This is a genomic window from Streptomyces sp. NPDC050287 (assembly GCF_044459385.1).
Taxonomy (GTDB): Bacteria; Actinomycetota; Actinomycetes; order Streptomycetales; family Streptomycetaceae; genus Streptomyces.
Genome location: NZ_JBITIY010000009.1, coordinates 323003 through 343696, shown reverse-complemented (window position 1 = coordinate 343696; position 20694 = coordinate 323003). Strand labels below are relative to the sequence as shown.

At 69.0% G+C, this 20694-nt stretch carries 8 protein-coding genes and 3 pseudogenes; 5 read left to right on the top strand and 6 right to left on the bottom strand.

Going from position 1 to position 20694, the window contains the following annotated elements:
* Positions 1 to 196 precede the first annotated feature (196 nt).
* Positions 197 to 1153 (bottom strand): L,D-transpeptidase family protein, encoded by a 957-nt coding sequence (locus ACIBK3_RS31265; RefSeq protein ID WP_399370762.1) that lies wholly within the window; start codon positions 1151 to 1153, stop codon positions 197 to 199.
* Positions 1154 to 1186: 33 nt separating this feature from the next.
* Positions 1187 to 1711, bottom strand: coding sequence for a hypothetical protein (locus ACIBK3_RS31260; protein WP_399370761.1), 525 nt, complete (start codon positions 1709 to 1711; stop codon positions 1187 to 1189).
* A 289-nt stretch (positions 1712 to 2000) separates the two neighbouring features.
* On the opposite strand from ACIBK3_RS31260, the gene ACIBK3_RS31255 reads away from it, so the two are divergent.
* Together ACIBK3_RS31255 and ACIBK3_RS31250 are read left to right on the top strand one after the other, a co-directional pair.
* Positions 2001 to 10754 carry a DNRLRE domain-containing protein gene (locus ACIBK3_RS31255; protein ID WP_399370778.1) on the top strand — a complete coding sequence of 2918 codons (8754 nt, stop codon included), beginning with the start codon at positions 2001 to 2003 and terminating at the stop codon, positions 10752 to 10754.
* Between the two features lie 139 nt (positions 10755 to 10893).
* Positions 10894 to 11814 (top strand): hypothetical protein, encoded by a 921-nt coding sequence (locus ACIBK3_RS31250; RefSeq protein ID WP_399370760.1) that lies wholly within the window; start codon positions 10894 to 10896, stop codon positions 11812 to 11814.
* A 61-nt stretch (positions 11815 to 11875) separates the two neighbouring features.
* On the opposite strand, the gene ACIBK3_RS31245 is transcribed toward ACIBK3_RS31250, so the two are convergent.
* Genes ACIBK3_RS31245 through ACIBK3_RS31230 form a run of 4 tightly spaced genes read right to left on the bottom strand, consistent with a single transcriptional unit; the run spans position 11876 to position 19124 of the window.
* Positions 11876 to 13657: an ABC transporter ATP-binding protein gene (locus ACIBK3_RS31245; RefSeq protein WP_399370759.1), complete on the bottom strand. Its 1782-nt coding sequence runs from the start codon at positions 13655 to 13657 to the stop codon at positions 11876 to 11878.
* 22 nt (positions 13658 to 13679) lie between these two features.
* Positions 13680 to 15419, bottom strand: a complete 1740-nt coding sequence (locus ACIBK3_RS31240) for an ABC transporter transmembrane domain-containing protein (RefSeq protein WP_399370758.1) — start codon at positions 15417 to 15419, stop codon at positions 13680 to 13682.
* A 37-nt stretch (positions 15420 to 15456) separates the two neighbouring features.
* On the bottom strand, positions 15457 to 17352 hold the full coding sequence (locus ACIBK3_RS31235; RefSeq protein ID WP_399370757.1) for an ABC transporter ATP-binding protein: 1896 nt from the start codon (positions 17350 to 17352) through the stop codon (positions 15457 to 15459).
* Positions 17349 to 19124: an ABC transporter ATP-binding protein gene (locus ACIBK3_RS31230; RefSeq protein ID WP_399370755.1), complete on the bottom strand. Its 1776-nt coding sequence runs from the start codon at positions 19122 to 19124 to the stop codon at positions 17349 to 17351. The genes ACIBK3_RS31235 and ACIBK3_RS31230 overlap by 4 nt, the downstream gene beginning before the upstream one ends.
* 292 nt (positions 19125 to 19416) lie before the next feature.
* On the opposite strand from ACIBK3_RS31230, the pseudogene ACIBK3_RS31225 reads away from it, so the two are divergent.
* From ACIBK3_RS31225 to ACIBK3_RS31215, 3 pseudogenes are all read left to right on the top strand, one after another.
* Positions 19417 to 19965: pseudogene (locus ACIBK3_RS31225) on the top strand (ABC transporter ATP-binding protein); the annotation flags it as partial.
* A 2-nt stretch (positions 19966 to 19967) separates the two neighbouring features.
* Positions 19968 to 20258 (top strand): annotated as a pseudogene (locus tag ACIBK3_RS31220) (ATP-binding protein); the annotation flags it as partial.
* Positions 20251 to 20691, top strand: a pseudogene (locus ACIBK3_RS31215) (response regulator transcription factor); the annotation flags it as partial. The pseudogenes ACIBK3_RS31220 and ACIBK3_RS31215, both read left to right, overlap by 8 nt.
* Positions 20692 to 20694: the final 3 nt, after the last annotated feature.

The window sequence follows — 20694 nt, the reverse complement described above, 5'->3', positions numbered from 1 at the left end:
GCGGGCGGTTCCGGGCGGCCTTGTAGCCGGTGATCACCGCCGGGTGGGCGTCCGGGCCGCTGTCGTCGATGCCGACGGGCAAGGGAGGGCGCGCTCAGCGCGCGTCGGCCGGCGATCTGACGCTGGGTGCGGCGGTTGCCCGGGCCCAGAGGCCCACCAGCCCTGGTGGACAGCGGGCGGCGATGGTTGGCGACGCTCAGCCGATGGCGATCCGAGGGTGGGCGGAGGGCGTGATCCAGCCCATGATGCGGTCCATGGTGGCCCGGGGCACGGAGACACAGCCGGCGGTGGCGCCGTTGCCGTTTACGTGGATGAAGATGCCGGCGCCGCGGCCGGGGGTGGCGGGCCAGCGGTTGAAGTTGATGACGAGGGCCTTGGCGTACTGGGTTGGGTAGTTGATGAGATGCTCGCTGCCTCGGTCGCCGGACTCGGTGAGGGGGAAGTCGGCGCCGGCTTCGCCGTGCATGGAGTTGTAGAACTTCGACTCGGGGTCCTCGACCCACCAGTCGTCGTTCGTCACCCGGTGGTACGGCATGGAAGTGCCGCCCGCCTCGTTGCCGAAGCCCTCGGTGAGGGTGTAGGTGCCGGTAGGGGTGGTGTACGTGCTCTGCCGACGGGTGGCCCCGTCCGTCACGCCGTTGGAGCCGACCCGGCCGGTGCTGGTGCTGAACTGCGCCTTCCAGCCCGTTGATCCCTTGGCCCAGGCGGTGACGGTGGCGTAGGACCCGCTCGCTTTGACGGTGATCAGCTGGGTGGCGTCGCCGGTCTCGACGGGCACCGGGAAGTCGGGGGCAGCGGGGGCCTGTGCGGCGGATCCCGTGTCGCCGGAACCCGTCCGCGATCCCGTGCTGCTGGCTGACTGTCCGGCCCCCTTCGCGTCACCGACCGATGCGGAAGCGGATGCCGAGGGCGAGGGCGAGGTGGAGGTGGACACCCGGCTGGAGGCGGCGGTCGAGGGGCTGGCGGAGGGGGATCCGGAGGCGCTGGGCGACGCGTTACCGGAGGCGTCGGTGGAGGGGTCGTTCGACTGCGGCATCTCGACCGAGTCGGAGGCCGCGGCCTGTTGGTCGTCCGGCCCGCCGCAGGCGGAGGTCACGGTGAGGGTGCTGAGAACTGCGGCGCCGATCAGAACCTTCCGGGGAAGGGCGTACACGTGGAACTCCTTGAGAGAGGGGGGAGGGCGAGCTCAGCTCGCGGTCGCGGGTGGGGTGGGCAGGGCGCCGGTGCAGGTGGCGCGGCCGAACGTGCCGCTGGCAGTGGCGCTTTGGACGTAGCGGCCGCCGATCGCCAGGGTGCAGCGGGCCTGCCCGCCGTTCTCGCCGAGGGTGATGCTCACGGTCGGGGCCTGGCCGAGGGGAACGTCGACCGTCTTGCGCCAGGGCAGGGCGGCGGCTTTGACGGCGGTGGCCTTTCCCGCCTCGCTGCGGGCCTGGAAGGTGATGTCGGCAGTGCCCTGGCCGGACACCTCGTAGGTGACCGAGGCGGTAGGAGTGCGGTGTTCCGACTTCTTGGCGTTCGCACCAGGGTCGAGGACCCCGTAGAGAACGAGCCCCCCGCAGGCGGCCAGTGCCGCGCCGGCCACGATCAGGCCCGAGCGGTCCGCGCGCCGGCAGAGCGACCGCATGGCCGCGACCGGTTCCGGGCCGGTCGGCGTGTCGGGCTCTTCGGTCTCCGGCCGTGGTTTTTCGGATTTCCGTGTTGTGCCGCCCATGAATACTTCCCTTCGAAATGCCGACTGCCCGGGATTCAACCGAGCGGGGTTATACACGACGCAGTCGGTCGAAGGCCAGCGAGGGGAAATATCGGGCATACGGCGGCCCACTCCAGGTCAATAGTCCGTATTGTCCGAACGCTTGACATTGCGTCACCGGAATGACTAGAAACCCGGCACCCCTGCCCATGTGCTCGCATTCCCGTGGGTGAGGTTGATTTTCCGGCGGCATGTTTATGCCATGACGCACGAGGAAAGGCTTGGCGTGAGACCCAGACTGGGCAGGCTGATGGCGTGCCTGGTGGTAGCCGCGGTGACCAGCACCGCGTTGCCCCAGGTCGCGTATGCGGCGCCCGCTGATGACGGTGACGACAAGGGCATTATCGACACCGTCAAGGGCTGGTTCGCGGATGACGGCGATGATAGCGGAGCGCTGGACGATCCACCGTCCCATGATGAATTGGGGGTGGCGGACCGGGGGAAGGTTTCCTGGCCCAAGAGCGATCCGAAGGCGAAGCGTGTCAGGGAACTGACAGGTAAACGTACGGCAAACGCACGGTTCTGGCAGATGTCGGACGGGCGTATCGAAGCAGAATTGTCTGCGGTGCCGACGTCGTATCTTTCCGGGTCGGGTAAGCAGGCTTCCTGGAAGCCGGTCGACACGACGGTCCGGGCGTCGGAGGCGAAGGGTTTCGAGTTCGCCAACACGACGAACGAGGGGCGGAGCTGGTTCGGCACCGAGGCGGACCGGCTGGTGCGTTTCCAGTCGCCGGACGGTCGTTCGGTCACCCTCGGCCTTGACGGCGCGGCCGGTGCGCTGAAGCCGGCGGCGAACGGTTCCACGGTCACCTACAAGGACGCGGCGCAGAGCGCTGACCTGCAGTATGTGGTGGGCCCGGGCCGGGTGAAGGAAAACATCACCCTCGCCGAACGCCCCAACGGGCCGGTGCAGTTCACGTTCACGCTGGACACCGACGGGCTGATACCGAAGGCGCGCAAGGACGGCTCCATCGCGTTGTACGGGGAGCTGCCGCACACCCCCGTGATGGTGATCCCCGCGCCGTACATGACGGACGCGAAGAAGGCGGACTCCTCCGTCTTCGGCCGTACCTACAGCACCAAGGTCACCCAGAAGCTGAACAGGGACGGCAAGTCCTGGAAGCTGACGGTCACGCCGGACGCGAAGTGGCTGGCGGCGAAGGACCGCCAGTACCCGGTGGTGATCGACCCGACGATCACGATCGCGCCGTCACCGTCGCAGTCCCAGGACACGATGGTGCTGTCGGATCAGCCGTCGACGAACTTCAACACCACGTGGAAACTGTCGGCGGGCCGCACCTCCGCCACGGCGAACTCCCGCTCGCTGATCAAGTTCCCGCTGGACGAGATCCCCTCGGGCACGAAAATCGACTCGGCGCGGCTGGAGATGTACTTCGACCAGGCGCACACCACCGCCACAACCAACACTCAGATCGGCGTGTACCGGGCCACCGGAGCCTGGGACGAGACGACGGCGACCTGGTCCAACACCAGCAGTCTGGTGGGCGAGCAGTCCGCGACGACGGTGCAGGTCGACGACGAGGACGCGGGCACGGCGGCGGTCGGCGCCTGGCCGACCTCGGGCGCGACCACGAACGCGGTCGGCGACACCTTCCGCTCCAACCTCGACTCGCTCACCGGTGACAAGTTCACCTGGCCGGTGCGCGTGCCCGAGACGGCCAGCTACCGGGTGGACGCGCACTATGTGCAGGGCGCCAACCGGGCCACCAACGCCCCCTACACGGTGACCGCGGCCGGCGGGGCGACCAGCACCTACACCGTCAACCAGACCACCGGCACGGGCGGCGTGTGGACCTCGCTGGGCGGCGACACCAACGAGCTCAGCTTCAACAAGGGCGGCGCCTACAAGGTCGAGCTCAAGGACACGTCCGTGGCGACCAGCCAGGCCTTGATCGCGGACGCGGTGCGCCTGGTCGACCCGGCGAAGATCACCAAGTCTGCGGGGCAGTACAACCGCTGGCACAGCTTCCCGGTCGGCGACACGGTGCAGAAGTGGGTCGACGGCACCGCCACGAACAACGGATTCGTGCTGAAGGCGACCGACGAGGCGAACAATCCCCTCGGCGGCCCCCGCTACGAGTCCGGCGACGGCGACTACGGCGGCGAAACCTCCACGATCCCCCGGCTGACGGTGACCTACGGCAAGGTCGGCACCGAGCTGAACTCACCCACGGTGATCCACTCCACCGGCCCGGAGCTGTCGTGGAAGGCGTACTCCAACACCACCGGCGATGCGGACCTGAACATCGCCGAGTACCAGCTGCACCGCTCCACGCAGCAGGCGTTCACCCCGTCCGCGGCCACCCTGGTGGCCCCGATCGACAAGAACGCGACCACGTACACGGACACCACGGCGACACCGACGCCCGACTCGTCGGCGGCGGAGATCGGGCGGTCGTACTACTACCAGATCGTGGTCAGGACGGTGGACGGCCAGCTGCTCGGCTCACCGACCCGCATCGTCGGCGTGCCGAAGGCGGGCCGCACCATGCGGCTGATCCAGGGCACCGCGGCAGGCGCCACCGACTCGACGCTGTCCTCCACCCAGCCGACGACCAACCAGGACGCCATCCAGTCGGCCGGCGCGGGCCAGACGTGGATGACGGTGGGCAACAACTCGCCGACCTACGGCAAGACCCGCGCCGTGATGAAGTTCCCCACGAGCGCTCTGCCCGCCACCGCCACGGTGCTGGAGTCCCGGCTGTTCCTGTGGGGCGCGGAGACCACCACCGACACCAACGGCGCGATCTACGAACTCCACGGCCTGAACAAGGACTTCGACGAGACGACGACCACCTGGAACAACGCGACCTCCTCGACCGCGTGGACGGCGGCCGGCGGTGACTTCTCCTCGACCGTTTCCGACACCGTCGCCTCGGTCTCGGAGGTGGGCCGGCACTGGTGGGACGCCACGTCGCTCACTCAGGGCTGGGTGAAGACCCCGACGTCCAACAAGGGCGCGCTGATCAAGCTCAAGGACGAGAGCACCACGGGTCCCCAGGAACGGACCGTGTTCCTCGCCTCGGAGACGTCCGACCAGCAGATCGGCCCGCTGCTGCGTGTGATCTACGTCGACTCCACGACCGAGGACACGTACTACGCGCCGCAGACCCCGGCCCGCATGACCCCGAACTCGGCGTACACGGTGAACTTCACGGTCACCAACACCACGAGCTCGGCCTGGGCGAGCGGTGAGCGGCAGCTGTCGTACACCTGGAAGCTCCCGGACGACACGGACGTGACGACCGGCGGCAACCAGCTCTCCACCGCCATCCCGGCCCTGTCACCGGGCCAGTCGGCGACGATCCAGGCACAGGTCAAGACGCCGATCAACTCGGACTCCGGCAACAAGCGCACGGACTACGTCCTCGGCTGGGACATCAGGAAGGTCTCCGACGGCAGCTGGCTGTCCGCCGGAACCGGCGGCACCCCGTCCCTGAAGCAGAATGTGGCGGTGGAGGACCCCACATCCAACAGCCTCGGCCTGGAGAAGTTCTACTCCTACACCGGCAAGAACACCGGCGCCGGCTCCACGGTGATGAACAACGTCGCCTCGGGCAACAGCGTCTGGTCGTACAACGCGTTCAGCAACCCCGGCCGCGGTCTGACGACCTTCGCGAGATTCTCGTACAACTCGCTGGACACGAGCGACACCGTCTCGGGCGCGGGCTGGTCGGCGCAGCTGGCGGGCCCCATCCGCCTGGGCGCCCCGCTGGACTTCCACCCCAACCCGAACGCCAACGCCACGGAGATCCGCCTGCCCGACGGCGACGGCACCACGCACGTCTTCACCAAGCAGGCCGACGGCAGCTGGAAGGCCCCGGCCGGCGTCCACTACAAGATCACCATGAAGACGGGCCTGGACTGCACCCCGGACAAGGACCCGGTCCCGGACGCCTGGACACTCCTGCGCCCGGACGGCACGCGCTTCTTCTTCGGCTGCGACGGCTACCTGACGTCGATCGTCGACAAGAACGGCAACACGCAGACGTACACGTACGAGGAGCGCAGGTCCAACAACAAACCGACCAAGTTCCTGACGTACGTCACCGACCCGGCGGGCCGTAAGTCGCTCACGGTCGACTACTACAAGAAGGGCGACGCGTCGTACGACTACATCGACGCCACGGGCGCCAAGGTCACGGGTTCGAACCTGACGAACTCGAAGATCTACGACCACGTGAAGTCGGTCAGCGACATCTCGGGCCGCAAGGTCTCCTTCTTCTACACGGACAAGGGCCTGCTCGGTCAGTTCACCGACGGTGACGGCTCCAGCCAGCCGAAGGTCTTCAAGTTCACCTACGACGCCACCCAGGGCAACAAGAACGTCAAGCTGGTCAAGGCCACGGACCCGCGCGGCCACGACACGCGGCTGGCGTACTACGCGCCGCAGACGGGTGACGACCCGAAGTACCACTGGTGGACCAAGACCATCACGGACCGTCTGAACGGTGATACGGGTTTCGCGTATGCGGCGGACACCACGAACACGAAGTTCACCGACACCACGGTCACCGACCCCGAGACGCACGCGACGCAGTACGTCACGGACGACTTCGGCCGCCCGGTGCAGAACACGAACGCCAAGTCCGAGGCGACGAAGATGTCGTGGGACGCGGACAACAACGTCACGTACCTGGAGGAGACCAACGGGGCCAAGACCGCGTTCTGCTACGACCAGAAGACGGGCTACCCGCTCTGGCAGCGGGACGCGGAGAACAACAAGTCCGGAGTCCCGGACCAGACGACCACCTGCGTGGCGGACACCACCAAGTGGCCGGCGAACGCGTCGAAGTACGAGTACCAGACGCGCGCGGACGGCTACTCGGCCGACCTGTTCCGCAAGACCTCCCCCGAGGGCCGCGCCTGGCAGTTCGGCTACGACAGCTTCGGCAACCTGAAGACGGTCACCGACCCCAAGGGCGTCGCGACCACCACGGTCGCCGGCGACTACACCACGTCGTACACCTACGACGCCTACGGTGAGCTGACCAAGGCCACGGACGCGAACACCAACGCGACCAACTACAGCGGCTTCGGCCCGACCGGCTATCCGGCCACGATCACCGACGCGCTGAGCAAGTCCACGTCGTTCGTGTACGACGAGCGCGGCCAGGTCAAGCAGGTCACCGACGCCAATCAGAAGGTGACCACGCAGACGTACGACACGTTCGGGCGTCCGCTGGTCAAGTCGGTGCCCAAGGACCAGGCGGCGGGCGTGCTGATCACGACCCCGGCGCAGGAGTACGACGCGAACGACAACGTCACGAAGTCAACGGCGCCGAACGGTGCGGTGTCAACGGCGGTGTACGACGCCGCGGACCAGGTCACCTCGGCCACGGCGCCCAAGGACACCTCCACGTCGGACGACCGGGTGACGACCTACACGTACGACAAGGCCGGCAACCTCAAGACGACGACGGAGCCCAAGGGCACGCTGACGACGTCGGATGCGACGGACTACGTCACGACGAACACCTACAACCCGATCTACCAGCTGACGTCGGTGGTGAACGCCATCGGCGACAAGATCAGCTACGAGTACGACAACGTCGGCAACGTCGTCACGGTCATCGACCCCAAGAAGAACGCGACGACGGCCACCACCGACTACACCGCCAAGACGGCCTACGACCTGGACCACCGGGTCACGTCAGTCACGGACGCGGCCGGCAAGACGACGAAGAAGGCCTACGACAAGGACGGCCTGGTCGTCTCCGCAACGGATCCCGAGAACAACACCACGCTCATCACGTACGACGAGCGCGGCAAGGCCACTCAGGTGCAGGTCCCGCACTCGGGCACCGCGCCGATCACCTACAACACGACGAAGTACGAGTACGACCAGGTCGGCAACACCACCAAGGTGATCACGCCGCGTGGCACGGCGACGGCCACGGCTGACGACTTCACCGGGCGCACCGAGTACGACGCGCTGAACCGGCCGGTCAAGCAGTACCAGCCGTACGACCCGAGCTCGGGCGACGCCCGCTACAACAACCCGAACGTCTACACCCAGACGTTCTACGACGCGGTGGGCAGGGTCTCCAAGACCTCGCTGCCGCCGTCGGAGGGCCAGACGGTCCGCAACGACACCACCTACGGCTACTTCGACAACGGCTGGGTGAAGTCCGCGACGGATCCGTGGGACATCACCACCACCTACGACTACACCGAGCTGGGCGAGCAGACGGCCCGGACGCTGACGTCGGCGGGCGGTTCCTCGAACCGCACCATGTCGTGGTCGTACTACCCGGACGGCAAACTCAAGTCGCGTTCGGACGACGGTGTGCCGGTCGGTAGCGCGGTGGTGCTGGTCGACAACTCCGACACCCAGAACACCTCCTCCACCGGCACCTGGACCAAGGCAGACATCACCGGGCAGCAGGGCTACAACCACGCCACGCACGCGGCGGGCACGGGCACGGATGCCTTCACCTGGACGCTGAACATTCCCAAGGACGGCACCTATGCCGCCTATGTGAAGTTCCCGAAGGTGACCGGCGCCGCCACCGCGGCGAAGTACACCGTCACGCACAAGGACGCGCAAGGTCAGAACACCACGACCGACAAGACCCTCGACCAGAACGCGGGCACCGGCACCTGGGTCTCGCTCGGCTCGTACAGCTTCAAGCAGGGCAACGACGCCAAGCTCCAGCTGTTCCAGAACAGCGCCGGCACGGTCGTCGCCGACGCGGTGAAGCTGGTGCGTGACACCACCACCGAGGTCGACAACGAGAAGAAGACCTTCGCCTACACCTACGACGCCAACGCCAACCTCACCAAGATCGATGACACGTCGTCCGGCGCGAAGATCGACGCCTACACGGTCGCCTACACGGGCCTGAACCAGGTCCAGAAGGTCACCGAGTCGCTGCTCGGCCAGCAGAAGAAGGCGACGTCGTACACCTACGACGCCAACGGCCAGCCGGACACGATCACTCACCCCGACCAGTTCTCCAAGTACACCTACGACCTGCGCGAAATGGTCAAGACTGTCTCGGTCGGCAAGTCCGCGACGGACGCGAGCCCGAAGGTGACGTCGTACACGTACACCGACCGCAGCCAGAAGCTGAAGGAGACCAAGGCCAACGGCAACACCGTCGACTACACCTACTACCTGGACGCGGCCCTCAAGGCCACGACGGAGAAGAAGGCGGGCGGCACCCTCGTCGCCTCGCACACCTACGCCTACGACCCCAACGGGAACAAGGCGCAGGACGTGGCGCAGAAGATGAACGCCGACAACCACGCGGCGTACCTGTCGTCCACCACGGACTACACCTACGACCCGGCCAGCCGCCTGACGAAGGCGGTGAAGACGGGCAACGGTGCGGGCACCGAGACGTACGTCCACGACAACAACGCCAACGTCATCAGCCAGACCGTGGGCGGCACCACGACCAACTACACCTACGACCGCAACCGCCTGCTGAGCGCCGGCATCGTCGGCGGTTTGACGGCGAACCACAACTACGACCCGTTCGGCCGCCAGGAATCGGTCACCTCCGGCGGAAAGATCATCTCGCGGAGCGTGTACGACGGCTTCGACCACGTCATCGAGTCCCAGCAGGCGGACTCCACGGGCGCGCTGAAGTCGACCACGTACACCTACGACCCGCTCGACCGCACCGCCTCCAAGACGGCGGACGGCAAGACGACGGACTTCGAGTACCTGGGCCTCTCCAGTGAGGTCCTGGACGAGAAGGTCGCCGGCACCCTGACCAAGTCGTACCAGTACAGCCCGTGGGGCCAGCGCCTGTCGCAGATCAAGTACAACAGCGACGGCACGACCGAGGACGGCTACTACGGCTACAACGGCCATACCGACGTCGAGACCCTCACGGACAACAACGGCGACGCCAAGGCGACGTACGGTTACACCGCCTACGGCAAGGACGACACCTCCGAGTTCACCGGCATCGACAAGCCGAGCACAACGGACCCGACCAAGGAGGCCTACAACCCCTACCGGTTCAACGCCAAGCGGTGGGACGCCCAGTCCGGTACCTACGACATGGGCTTCCGGAACTACGACCCGGGGCTCAACCGGTTCACCACCCGGGACATGTACAGCGGCGCCCTGGCGGACATGAACCTCGGCGCAGACCCCTTCACCGGGAACCGCTACGCCTTCACGGGCGGAAATCCGATTTCGGGCATTGAACTCGACGGTCATACATCGGTTGATGCCCTGTGTGCGGGCGTCGAGGGCTGCAACGCCACCACGGTCGGCCGGAACCAAGAAGCCGACGCCGAAGAGCCGTGGTACAAGGACCTCAGCGGGAACCACGACACGGCAGTCGTGATGGCGACCACCTGGCTCAAGTCCCACTACCCGGGCGACGACTTCGACAACGAAGTGCGGATCGATGGAGGATCGGCCAAGGGGAACGGCGAGTACGGCTGGGCCGACATCGTCCGCTGGGGCAAAGACCGGGTCGAGGTCTGGGAAGTGAAGCAGGCCGGCGGCCCGGCTGAGGCAGCAGGTCCCGCTCAGTTGGCGAGGTACATCGAGCAGCTTCAGGAGATGCTGGCGGCTTCCGGGGACAACCGAATCGTTGTGGCGGGCGCTGACATCGTTCCCGAACTCGGTCCCACACCGAGCCTCAGTAATCCCAACAAGATGATCACAGCCAAATCCGCGACGGGAGGCATCATCACCTACACCGTGAGCGAGGACGACGATGATCCGGTACCCACGCCACGTGTGACCGCGACTCCCTCGCCGTCGGCCATGCCCTCGCCGGTCCCGATCAGCGGCAAACGTCCGGAGTGGGTCAAGACTCGTCCGCTGTACCAGCCGAAGCCGGACCTTGTTCCGGCAGCCACTGTGGCTGGCGGCGGATCGTCCCTGGGGTTGCTGAATTCCTTTGCCGATTGGTGGCACAGGAACGTCGAACTCCATGATTGGTCAAACAGTCCATTCACTCCGACCAGTCCCGTGGGCCCCGTCCCGATGCCGATTCCGATAGTGCCGTAGGTTATTCCTGGATTTGCCCCTTCGTTGTCAAGTTGTACCGACGGCGAGGGGGTAAATCTGTTGGATGATTTTATGCTCTGATACACTCTCGTCCGCTGACTCACAGGCTGAAAACTTGCAACCCATAGTGAGGTGTCGCGTGGCCGAGGGTGGATTCGTGGTACGAGGCGAGATCGATGTCGAGTTTCGTTCTGAGGCCGAGTACTCGGGCAGCATGAGGGAGTGGTTCGAGGGTGCGCTGCGTGACCTCTTCCCTGATGAGCTGGGGGCCATTCTCAGCGGGCCTCCGCTCGACCCGAAGGGGATGCGTGGAGGCCCGCTCGGCCCTCCGGATTCATGGTGGGGCTTCTGCGGGGTGACCGAGCGGGTCGGGCGCAATCTTCGCGATTCGGCCAGAGTTATTTCCGAGAAGAACCTCGACTGGTTCTACCGTAAGGTCTCCACTGGCCCCTTCTCCGCTGAAGTCGGTATCTCCAAGCTGGGGGCCGACTGCCAGCCTCGCCTCCGGCTGGCCCGACTCACGGTCGAGCGCCTGGAAAAGGCGGAATCGTGGGTGCGTCTCGGCTGTAACATTCCCGAGGATTCCCTGCGCGACCCCGGCTTCCAGAGAGCCTTTCTGCGCTTTATGAAGACCCAGGCGAACACGCTGGACCCGTCATTCGGTCACATCGCTCACCTTTACACTCTGGGAAAGACGCCACTGGAGACAGTGCTGGGTCCGCCCTGGCTTCTTCCGAAGCAGACGGTATCCGAGAGCCGACAGTACCTTCGCGGGTACAGTTGGGTAACGGTATGCCCGAAAGAGCTTTCCGCCGCTGTGGGCGGGAAACAAGCGTTGCTTGATTCCGGAGCTTTCCACGAAGTGGAAGAACTGGCCGGCGGAGCGATCTGGCTGCAGGCCGGCCCGGACTTCGCGGCATACGACGACGACCAGGCCCGAGCGGTCTGGGCGGCGGTATCGCCGGCGCTCCGCCCCGGCACGCCCCAGCGCTTCGAACCCCTCCCGACCGATCCACCCCTCCATGTGGTGTACGAAGACGCGCGCAACGCGAATTCATGACCAAATCGGTGGCAGTGAGTGTCTGATACATCGAGCCTTTTCCTCAGCTGAACGGTCGTGCTCAGTGCTGTGGCGCAGAGTCCCCGCCCGGCCCGGCATCCCCGTGCCACGACCCCCACAGCGCCGCGTACGCCCCGCCCGCCGCCACCAGTTCCTCGTGCGTGCCGAGTTCGGTCAGGCGGCCGTCCTCCATCACGGCCACCCGGTCGGCGTCGTGGGCCGTGTGCAGGCGGTGGGCGATCGCGATGACCGTACGGCCTTCCAGTACGGCGGCCAGGGCGCGCTCGGTGTGCCGGGCGGTCGTCGGATCCAGCAGGGCCGTGGCCTCGTCGAGGATCAGGGTGTGCGGGTCGGCCAGGACCACCCGGGCCAGGGCGAGTTGCTGCGCCTGGGAGCCGTCCGTACGGCAACCTCCCTCGCCCAGCTCGGTGTTGAGCCCATTGGGCAGCTCCCGCACCCAGGTGTCGGCGCCGACCGTCGTCAGGGCGGACCACAACTGCTCGTCCGTCGCGGCCGGTTCGGCGATCAGCAGGTTGTCGCGGACCGTGCCCAGGAACACGTGGTGCTCCTGCGTGACGAGGACGACCTGCCGGCGCAGCTGCTCCGGGCCGAGCCCGACGACGGGCACCCCGCCCACCGTCACCGCCCCCGTGCTCGGCGCGTCGACCCCGGCCAGCAGCCTGCTCAGTGTGGACTTCCCGGCACCGGAGGGACCGACGACCGCCAGCCGCTCCCCGGGACGCACGGTCAGGTCCACCCCGTGCAGTACCTGGCGGCCCCGGTCGTAGGCATAGCGCACGTCGGTCACGTCGATCCGGTCGTCCGCCGGGGCGGCGGGGGAGCCGTGGTCCTCGTCGGCCCGCGGGGCACCGGCGAGGCCCTCCACCCGGGCGAAGGAGGCGCCGCTGCTCTGCAGTTGTTCGATCCGGACCAGGATCTCGTCCAGCGGCCCCTCGAACTGCCGCAGATACAGCGCCGCCGCCACGACCGCCCCGAGACTCACCGTCCCGTGCGTGTGCAGCACTCCGCCGAGCAGCAGCACCCCCGCCACAGGGAGGAGGTACGAGACCTCCACCACCGGGAAGAACACCGAGCGCAGGTACAGCGTGTACAGGCGCCTGCGCCGGGACCGCTCCAGCGCCTGACGGTTCACCGCGACCCGGCGCTCCCGCAGCCGGAACGCCTCCACCGCGCGGGCCCCCGCCGCGGTCGCCGCGAGCGTCTCGGCGACCTCCGAGTTCGCCGCGCCCTCGGCGAGATAGGCGTCCCGGGCGCGGCGCAGATACCAGCGCAGGGCGAACCAGACCGGCATCAGGCCGAGCACGGCCAGGGCGCCGAGCAGCGGGTCGATCACGAAGACCGCGCCGAGCAGGAACAGTGCCTGCACGGTGTTGATGAGCAGTTGGGGTCCGGCGTCGCGCAGCGTGGTGCCGACGGTGGCCACGTCCGCGGTCCCGCGGGCCGTCAGGTCGCCGGTGCCGGCCCGCTCCACCACGGACGCGGGCAGCGCCAGGGCCCGGTCCACGAACTCCTCGCGCACCCGCGCCAGCGTCCGCTCGCCGAACCGGTGCCCCGCGTACCGGGCCCAGCGCGCCAGCAGCAGCTGGGCCGCCGCACAGACCAGGATCCCGAGCGCGGCCCGGTCCACCGCGTCGACACCGCCCCCGGCCCGTACCTCGTCGATGATCCGCCCCAGCAGCCACGGCCCTGCGAGCCCGACCCCGGCGGCCGCCGCGTTCAGCGCGAGCACTCCGGCGAAGGCCCGCCCGTCGGCGCGCACCAGCCGTACGGAGGCCCGCCGTACGGCGCCGGGGTCGGCGACGGGGAGCTGTCCCCGGGTCATCCGACGATCTCCTCGGTACTGGTCATCCGACGATCTCCTCGGTACCGGTGGCGATCTCCTCGCCGGAAGTGTGGGCGTCCCGCGTCACCAGCGCCCGGTACCCGGGTTCCTCCGCCAGCAGCCGCTGGTGGGTGCCGGTGGCCGCGACCTTGCCGTCGACCAGGTAGTGCACGGTGTCCACACGGGCGAGCATGAGCGGGGACGTGGTGGTGACCACGGTGGTACGACCCCGGCGTGCCTCCCGCAGCCGGGACGCCACGGCCGCCTCCGTGTGAGCGTCCAGCGCGGAGGTCGGTTCGACGGCCAGCAGGACCTCCGGGTCGGCCAGCAGCGCCCGCACCAGCCGGACCCGCTGCCGCTGCCCGCCGGAGAGGTTGCGTCCCTGCGCGTCGATCGCCGAGTCCAGCCCGTCCGGCAGGCCCCGCACCAGGTCCTCGGCCGCGGCGGCCCGCACCGCCCTCATGATCTCCGCGTCGGCCGGTTCCCCGCGCCCGCCGACCACGTCCCGCAACGGCCCCGCGAACAGGTCGGCCTCGTGGTCGGCGACCAGGATCCGGGCCCGGACCTGCGGCAACGGCACCGCGTCCAGGCGTACCCCGCCCCAGGTCACCGCCGACGGCGCGTACCGGCCGAGCCGGTCGACGACGGCCGCCGCGTCCGCGGGCCGGGCCCCGGCCAGCGCGGTCAGCCGCCCCGGCGGCACCCGCACCCCGGACTCCGGGTCGTGCAGCGCCGACGGCTCGGCGGGGGCCTCGCACGTCCCGGCGTCCGGCTCGGGCGCCACCCGCAGCAGCCGTACGACCCGCCGGGCGGCCACCACACCCCGGCCGAGCTGGTAGCCCCAGTCGAGGAAGTACGCCACCGGGCGCACCAGCACAGCGACATAGCCGTACACCGACACCAACTGGCCCACGGTGAGCGTCCCTTGGGCGGTCATCCGGGCCGCCATCCAGGTCACCACCGCGAGATACAGCGTGGGCAGCCCGACTCCGAGCGCCTGCATCCAGCTGGTGACCGCGCCGACCCGGTAGCCCTGCTCGCGCAGCCGCGTCGAGTCGTGCCGGAAGGCGTCGGCGACCAGGCCCTTGCCGCCGAGCCCGTTGAGGACGCGCAGTCCGCTCGCGAGGTCGCCGATGCGTGCCGTCAGTACGCCCTGCCGCTCCCGGTACTCCGCCTCCGTGCCCTGCAACCGGAGCATCAGCGGGCCGACGAGCACGGCCACCACCGGCACCCCGAGCAGCACCACCAGGGCGAGCTGCGTGGACACGGTCAGCAGGAGTCCGGCGACCACCAGGTAGGCGACGACCGCGCCGACGCCGGGCCCGATGACCGTGAGGGCCGAGCTGATCTGGTTCACGTCGCCGACCCCGATGGTCACGACCTCCCCGGCGCCGACCCGCCGGGGCAGCGCGGCCCCGAGGCGCACCGCGTGGCCGACGACGACCTTGACGGTGCGGAAGTTGGCGTCCATCCGCACCCGGGTCATCGTGCGGTGCCGCATGATGCTCAGCCAGGCGTTGAACGCCCCGACCGCCACCAGCAGACCGGTCCACAGGGCCAGCGCCCCCAGGTCGCCCTTCTCCAGCCCTTCGTCCACCGCCTTGGCCATCAGGAACGGCGTCGCCGCGAGCAGCACCATCCACACGCTGCCCAGCAGCGCGCCCGCCGCCGACCGCCCCGGCTGCCGCAGCACCAGCCACCACAGGTACCGCCAGCCGCCGCGACAGTCGGGCGTGCCGGGATCCTCGTACGCGTCGATCACCGCTCCCCCCGCAAGGCTCCCCCTGGCCCCCGCACCCTCACGCCAGACTGTCCCGCCACGCCCGGTGCAGATCCGCGAACCGGCCGGTCTCCGCGATGAGTTCGGCCGGGGTGCCGTCCTCCACGATCCGGCCGTGCTCCATCACCAGCACCCGGTCGGCGATCTCCACGGTCGACAGCCGGTGCGCGATCACCACCGCCGTACGGCCGTTGAGGACCGTCGCCATCGCCCGCTGCACGGCCCGTTCGCCCGGGATGTCGAGCGAGCTGGTCGCCTCGTCCAGGATCAGCACAGCCGGATCGGCGAGCAAGGCCCGTGCGAACGCGACGAGTTGGCGCTGACCGGCGGAGATACGTCCGCCGCGCTTGCGGACGTCCGTGTCGTAGCCGTCGGGCAGGGAGCTGATGAACTCGTGCGCGCCGATCGCCTTCGCGGCCCGCTCGATGTCCTCTCGGGTGGCGTCCGGCCGTCCGATGGCGATGTTCTCGGCGACCGTGCCGGAGAACAGGAACGCCTCCTGCGTCACCATGACCACCCCGCGCCGCAGTTCGGGCACGGACAGCTCGCGCAGGTCGACACCGTCGAGCAGGACCCGGCCCTCGGTGGGGTCGTAGAACCGGGCCAGCAGCTTGGCCAGGGTCGACTTGCCCGCACCCGTCGAGCCGACGACCGCGACCGTCTGCCCGGCCGGCAGCGTCAGATCGAAGCGGGGCAGCACCTCGCCGCCGGTGCGGTAGGCGAACCGGACCCCGTCGAAGACCACCTCGCGGCCGGGGAACTCCGACTCCAGCGGCGGGAGTTCCCGGGGAGAAGCCGGCTCCGGCACGGACGGCGTCTGTGCCAGCAGCCCCGCGATCTTCTCCAGCGAGGCCGCCGCCGACTGGTAGGAGTTCAGGAACATCCCGAGCCGGTCGATCGGGTCGTACAGCCGCCGCAGATACAGCACCGCCGCCGCCAGCACACCCAGCTCCAGCGAGTCGTCCGCCACCCGGTAGGCGCCCCACAGCACGATCAGCGCGACCGCCGTGTTGGCGACCAGCCGGGAGCTGACGACATAGCGGGCCATCTCCAGCAGCGCGTCCCCGTTGGTCCGCTCGTGCCGCTTGTTGAGGGTGGCGAAGTCGGCGTCGTTGGCGGCCTCGCGGCGGAACGCGCGCACGGGGCGGATGCCGTTCATCGTCTCGACGAACTTCACGATCACGGCGGCGATCGCCGTGGACCGCTTCCCGTACACCCGCGCCGCTCGCCGTCGGTACGACCGTACGAGGAGGTACAGCGGCACGAAGGAGGCCACCGCGACCGCGCCCAGCCCCAGGTCGAGCCAGAGCAGCAGCACCGAGATGTAGACGAAGGACAGGATGACCGTGATCAGCTCCTGCAGGCCCTCGCTGAGCAGCTCGCGCAGCGACTCCACGTCGGTGGTGGAGCGGGAGATCAGCCGGCCGGACGTGTACCGCTCGTGGAAGTCGACGCTCAGCGCCTGCGCGTGCCGGAAGATCCGGCCGCGCAGGTCCAGCAGCACGTCCTGGTTGACGCGGGCGGAGGCGATGACGAACGCGTACTGGAGCCCGCCGGAGAGCAGCGCGCACAGCAGATAGCCGACCGCCACGGCGATCAGCGGGCCGTTGTCGTGGTCCCGGAACGCCGGCACCGCGCGGTCGATGGCGTACGCCACCAGCAGCGGGCCCGCCTGCACCGCCGCCTGCTGGAGCAGCAGCAGGAACGAGGCGAACGTGACCCGGGCCCGCATCGGAGCGAGCAGGGAACGCAGGAGGGTGCCGGTGGCGCCCGGGGGAGTGGGCAGGACGTCCCGGTCGAAGGGGTCGCCCGATCCGTGGGGTTCCCCGGTCGGCTGCTTCTTGCCCTTGTCCTTGCCTTTGTCCTCGCCCTCGTCCCAGTCCTTGTCCGGTGCGGTGGTCGTGGTCGCCGTCATCGGCCGTCCTCCTCGTCGGTGCCGGCCATCAGGTGGGCGTACTCGGCGTTGGTACGCAGCAGTTCGTGATGGGTGCCGACGGCGCTGATCCGGCCGCCGGACAGCAGCGCGACGCGGTCGGCGAGCAGAACGGTCGACGGGCGGTGCGCCACGATCAGGGCGGTGGTGTCCGCGAGGACGTCCCGCAGCGCGGCCTCCACGGCTGCCTCGGTGTGCACGTCGAGGGCGGACAGCGGGTCGTCCAGCACGAGGAACCGGGGCTTGCCGACGACCGCCCGGGCCAGCGCGAGGCGCTGCCGCTGGCCGCCGGAGAGGCTGTGGCCCTGCTCTCCGACCTGGGTGTCGGTGCCCTGGGGGAGGCGGTGCACGAAGTCGGCCTGGGCCACGGCGAGGGCACGCTCCAGCTCGACGGTTCCCGCGCCGCCGCCGGCGCCCATGAGGACGTTCTCGCTCACAGCGGCGGAGAACAGGGTGGGTTCCTCGAAGGCGACGGCGACCCTGGAGCGGAGCTCCTCCCTGGACATGGCCGTGATGTCCTGCCCGTCCAGCGTGATCCGGCCCGACGTCACCTCGTGGAGGCGGGGTACCAGGGCGGTGAGGGTGGTCTTGCCGCTTCCGGTCGCGCCCACGAGGGCCATGGACTCGCCGGGGCGGATGTGGAGATCGATGCCGTCGAGGAGGGGCGGGGAGTCCTCGGGGGCGTCGGGGTAGCGGAAGCGGACCTGGTGGAAGCGCAGTCCGCTGTCCTCGGCGCGCGTCGCGCCGGTACTGCCCTTCGGCTCCGGCTCCTCGTCCATCACCTCGAAGTACCGTTCGGTCGCCGAGGCCGCATCCTGACTCATCGCGAGCAGGAAGCCGATGGAGTCCACCGGCCACCGCAGCGCGAGGGCCGTCGACAGGAAGGCGACCAGGGTGCCGGCCGACAGTTCCCCGTCCGCCACCTGCACCGCCCCCAGTACCAGCGCCGCCCCGATCGCCAGCTCCGGCAGCGTCACGATGACGCCCCAGATGGTCGCCAGCAGCCCCGCCTTGCGCAGTTCGGTGCCGCGCAGGGTGCGGGACAGTTCACGGAACGCCCGGGCCTGGCTGCGGTGCCGGCCGAAGCCCTTGATGATGCGGATGCCGAGCACGCTCTCCTCGACGACCGTGGTCAGGTCACCCACCTGGTCCTGCGCGCGCCGCGCCACCAGGGAGTACCGCTTCTCGAAGATCACGCAGGTCACCATCACGGGGACGGCCGGAACCAGGATCACCAGACCCAGCGACCAGTCCTGCACCAGCATGATCACCACACCGACCAGGATCGTCACGGCGTTGACCAGCAGGAAGGTCAGCGGGAAGGCGAGGAACATCCGCAGCAGCATCAGATCCGTGGTCCCCCGGGACAGTAACTGCCCCGACGCCCACCGGTCGTGGAAGGCCACCGGCAGCCGCTGCAGATGCCGGTACAGATCCGCCCGCATCTCCGCCTCGACATGCGACAGCGGCCGCGCCACCAGCCACCGCCGCAGTCCGAACAGCAGCGCCTCCGCGAGCCCGAGCAGCAGCAGGTACAACGCCCCGAGCCACACCCCCGCCGGGTCCCGGTCGGCGACCGGCCCGTCCACCATCCACTTCAGGACGAGCGGGATCACCAGCCCCGTACAGGAGGCGAGCACCGCGACGAACGCGGCGCTGAACAGCCGCGCCCGCACCGGGCGGACGTACGGCCACAGGCGCAGCAGGGTTCTGACCGCCGAGCGGTCCTCGGCGGTTGCACGTGTCGTGGACATCAGCAGTGAGCCTACGGACCGGCACTGACATCGAACACCGAGTTTTGGCCGGACCCGAACCGGCCGCTGGACCTGCGACCTGCGTGTTCGAGGGTCGTCGGGGGAAGGTGCGGGGGTCGTGCGGTGAAGAGGTGAGGGCTGTGTGGCGGGGCGTGCGAGCCGTACGACGGGGGCGCCACGTCCGTACGGCAGAAACCCGACGGGTCGCGGCACCGCATCAACCGATCGGTCGATGCCGGTTCGAGCGCGACGGCCGATGTGCGGGCCGCCCCAGCGCCGGGACGCTGGGGTCATGTCCGTCATCGAAGTGAGCGACCTGCACAAGTCCTACGGCGGCCGGGCCGTCGTCGACGGTGTCTCCTTCACCGTCGAGGAGGGCGAGATCTTCGGCATCCTCGGCCCGAACGGCGCCGGCAAGACCACCACCGTCGAGTGCGTCGAGGGGCTGCGGACCCCCGACGCGGGCTGCGTCCGTGTCACCGGTCTGAATCCGGTCACCGACCACGCGCGGGTCGCCGGCGTGCTCGGCGCCCAGCTCCAGCAGAGCGAACTCCAGGCCAAGCTCACAGTCCGCGAGGCGCTGGAACTGTACGCCGCCTTCTATCCGCACCCGCTGGACTGGCGGCCGCTGGCCGAACGCCTCGGTCTGACCCCGAAGCTGGCCACCCGGTTCGGCAAGCTGTCCGGTGGCCAGAAGCAGCGCCTGTTCATCGCGCTGGCCCTCATCGGCAACTGCCGGATCGTCGTCCTGGACGAGCTGACCACCGGCCTCTACCCGCGGGCCCGCCGCGACACCTGGGAGCTGATCGAGGACATCCGCGAAAGGGGCGTCACGGTCCTCCCACCATCCTCTGTATCGCCCAGGAGGCCCTCTCCAACGCCTCCCGGCACGCGCACGCCACCCGCGTCGGCGTCACCCTCTCCTTCATGGGCGAGGAGGTCGTCCTCGACATCCGCGACGACGGCCGCGGCTTCGACCCGCTCGCCATCCCCGAACGCACCCCCTCCGGTGGCTTCGGTCTCGACGGGATGCGCGCCCGTGCCGAACGCATCGCCGGTGCCCTCACCGTCGAGTCCGAGCCGGGGCACGGTACGGCCCTGTCGGCTCGCGTACCGTTGGTCCGCCATGAGTGACGAGGTGCTGATCTCCCTGCTGATCGTCGACGACCATCCCGTTGTACGGGACGGTCTGCGCGGCATGTTCGAGTCCGCACTCGGATCCACGGTCCTCGGGGAGGCGTCGAACGGCGTCGAGGCGCTGGAGAAGTCGGCCGCACTCGACCCCGACGTGATCCTGATGGATCTCCGCATGCCGGGCGGCGGCGGCGTCGACGCGATCGCCGAGCTGAGTCGGCGGGGCGCCCGCGCCAAGGTCCTCGTGCTGACGACGTACGACACCGACTCCGACACACTCCCCAGCATCGAGGCGGGCGCGACCGGCTACCTCCTCAAGGACGCCCCGCGCGAGGAACTTTTCACGGCCGTCCGCGCGGCCGCCGACGGTCGCACGGTCCTCTCCCCGGCCGTCGCCTCCCGCCTGGTCTCCGCGGTCCGTACGCCCCGAACCGTT

Bases quoted from the DNA above. Each gene is read 5' to 3' on its own strand.
- ACIBK3_RS31260 (WP_399370761.1), bottom strand. From the start codon at position 1,711: ATGGGCGGCACAACACGGAAATCCGAAAAACCACGGCCGGAGACCGAA.
- ACIBK3_RS31230 (WP_399370755.1), bottom strand. From the start codon at position 19,124: ATGTCCACGACACGTGCAACCGCCGAGGACCGCTCGGCGGTCAGAACC.
- ACIBK3_RS31235 (WP_399370757.1), bottom strand. From the start codon at position 17,352: ATGACGGCGACCACGACCACCGCACCGGACAAGGACTGGGACGAGGGC.
- ACIBK3_RS31255 (WP_399370778.1), top strand. From the start codon at position 2,001: ATGGCGTGCCTGGTGGTAGCCGCGGTGACCAGCACCGCGTTGCCCCAG.
- ACIBK3_RS31245 (WP_399370759.1), bottom strand. From the start codon at position 13,657: ATGACCCGGGGACAGCTCCCCGTCGCCGACCCCGGCGCCGTACGGCGG.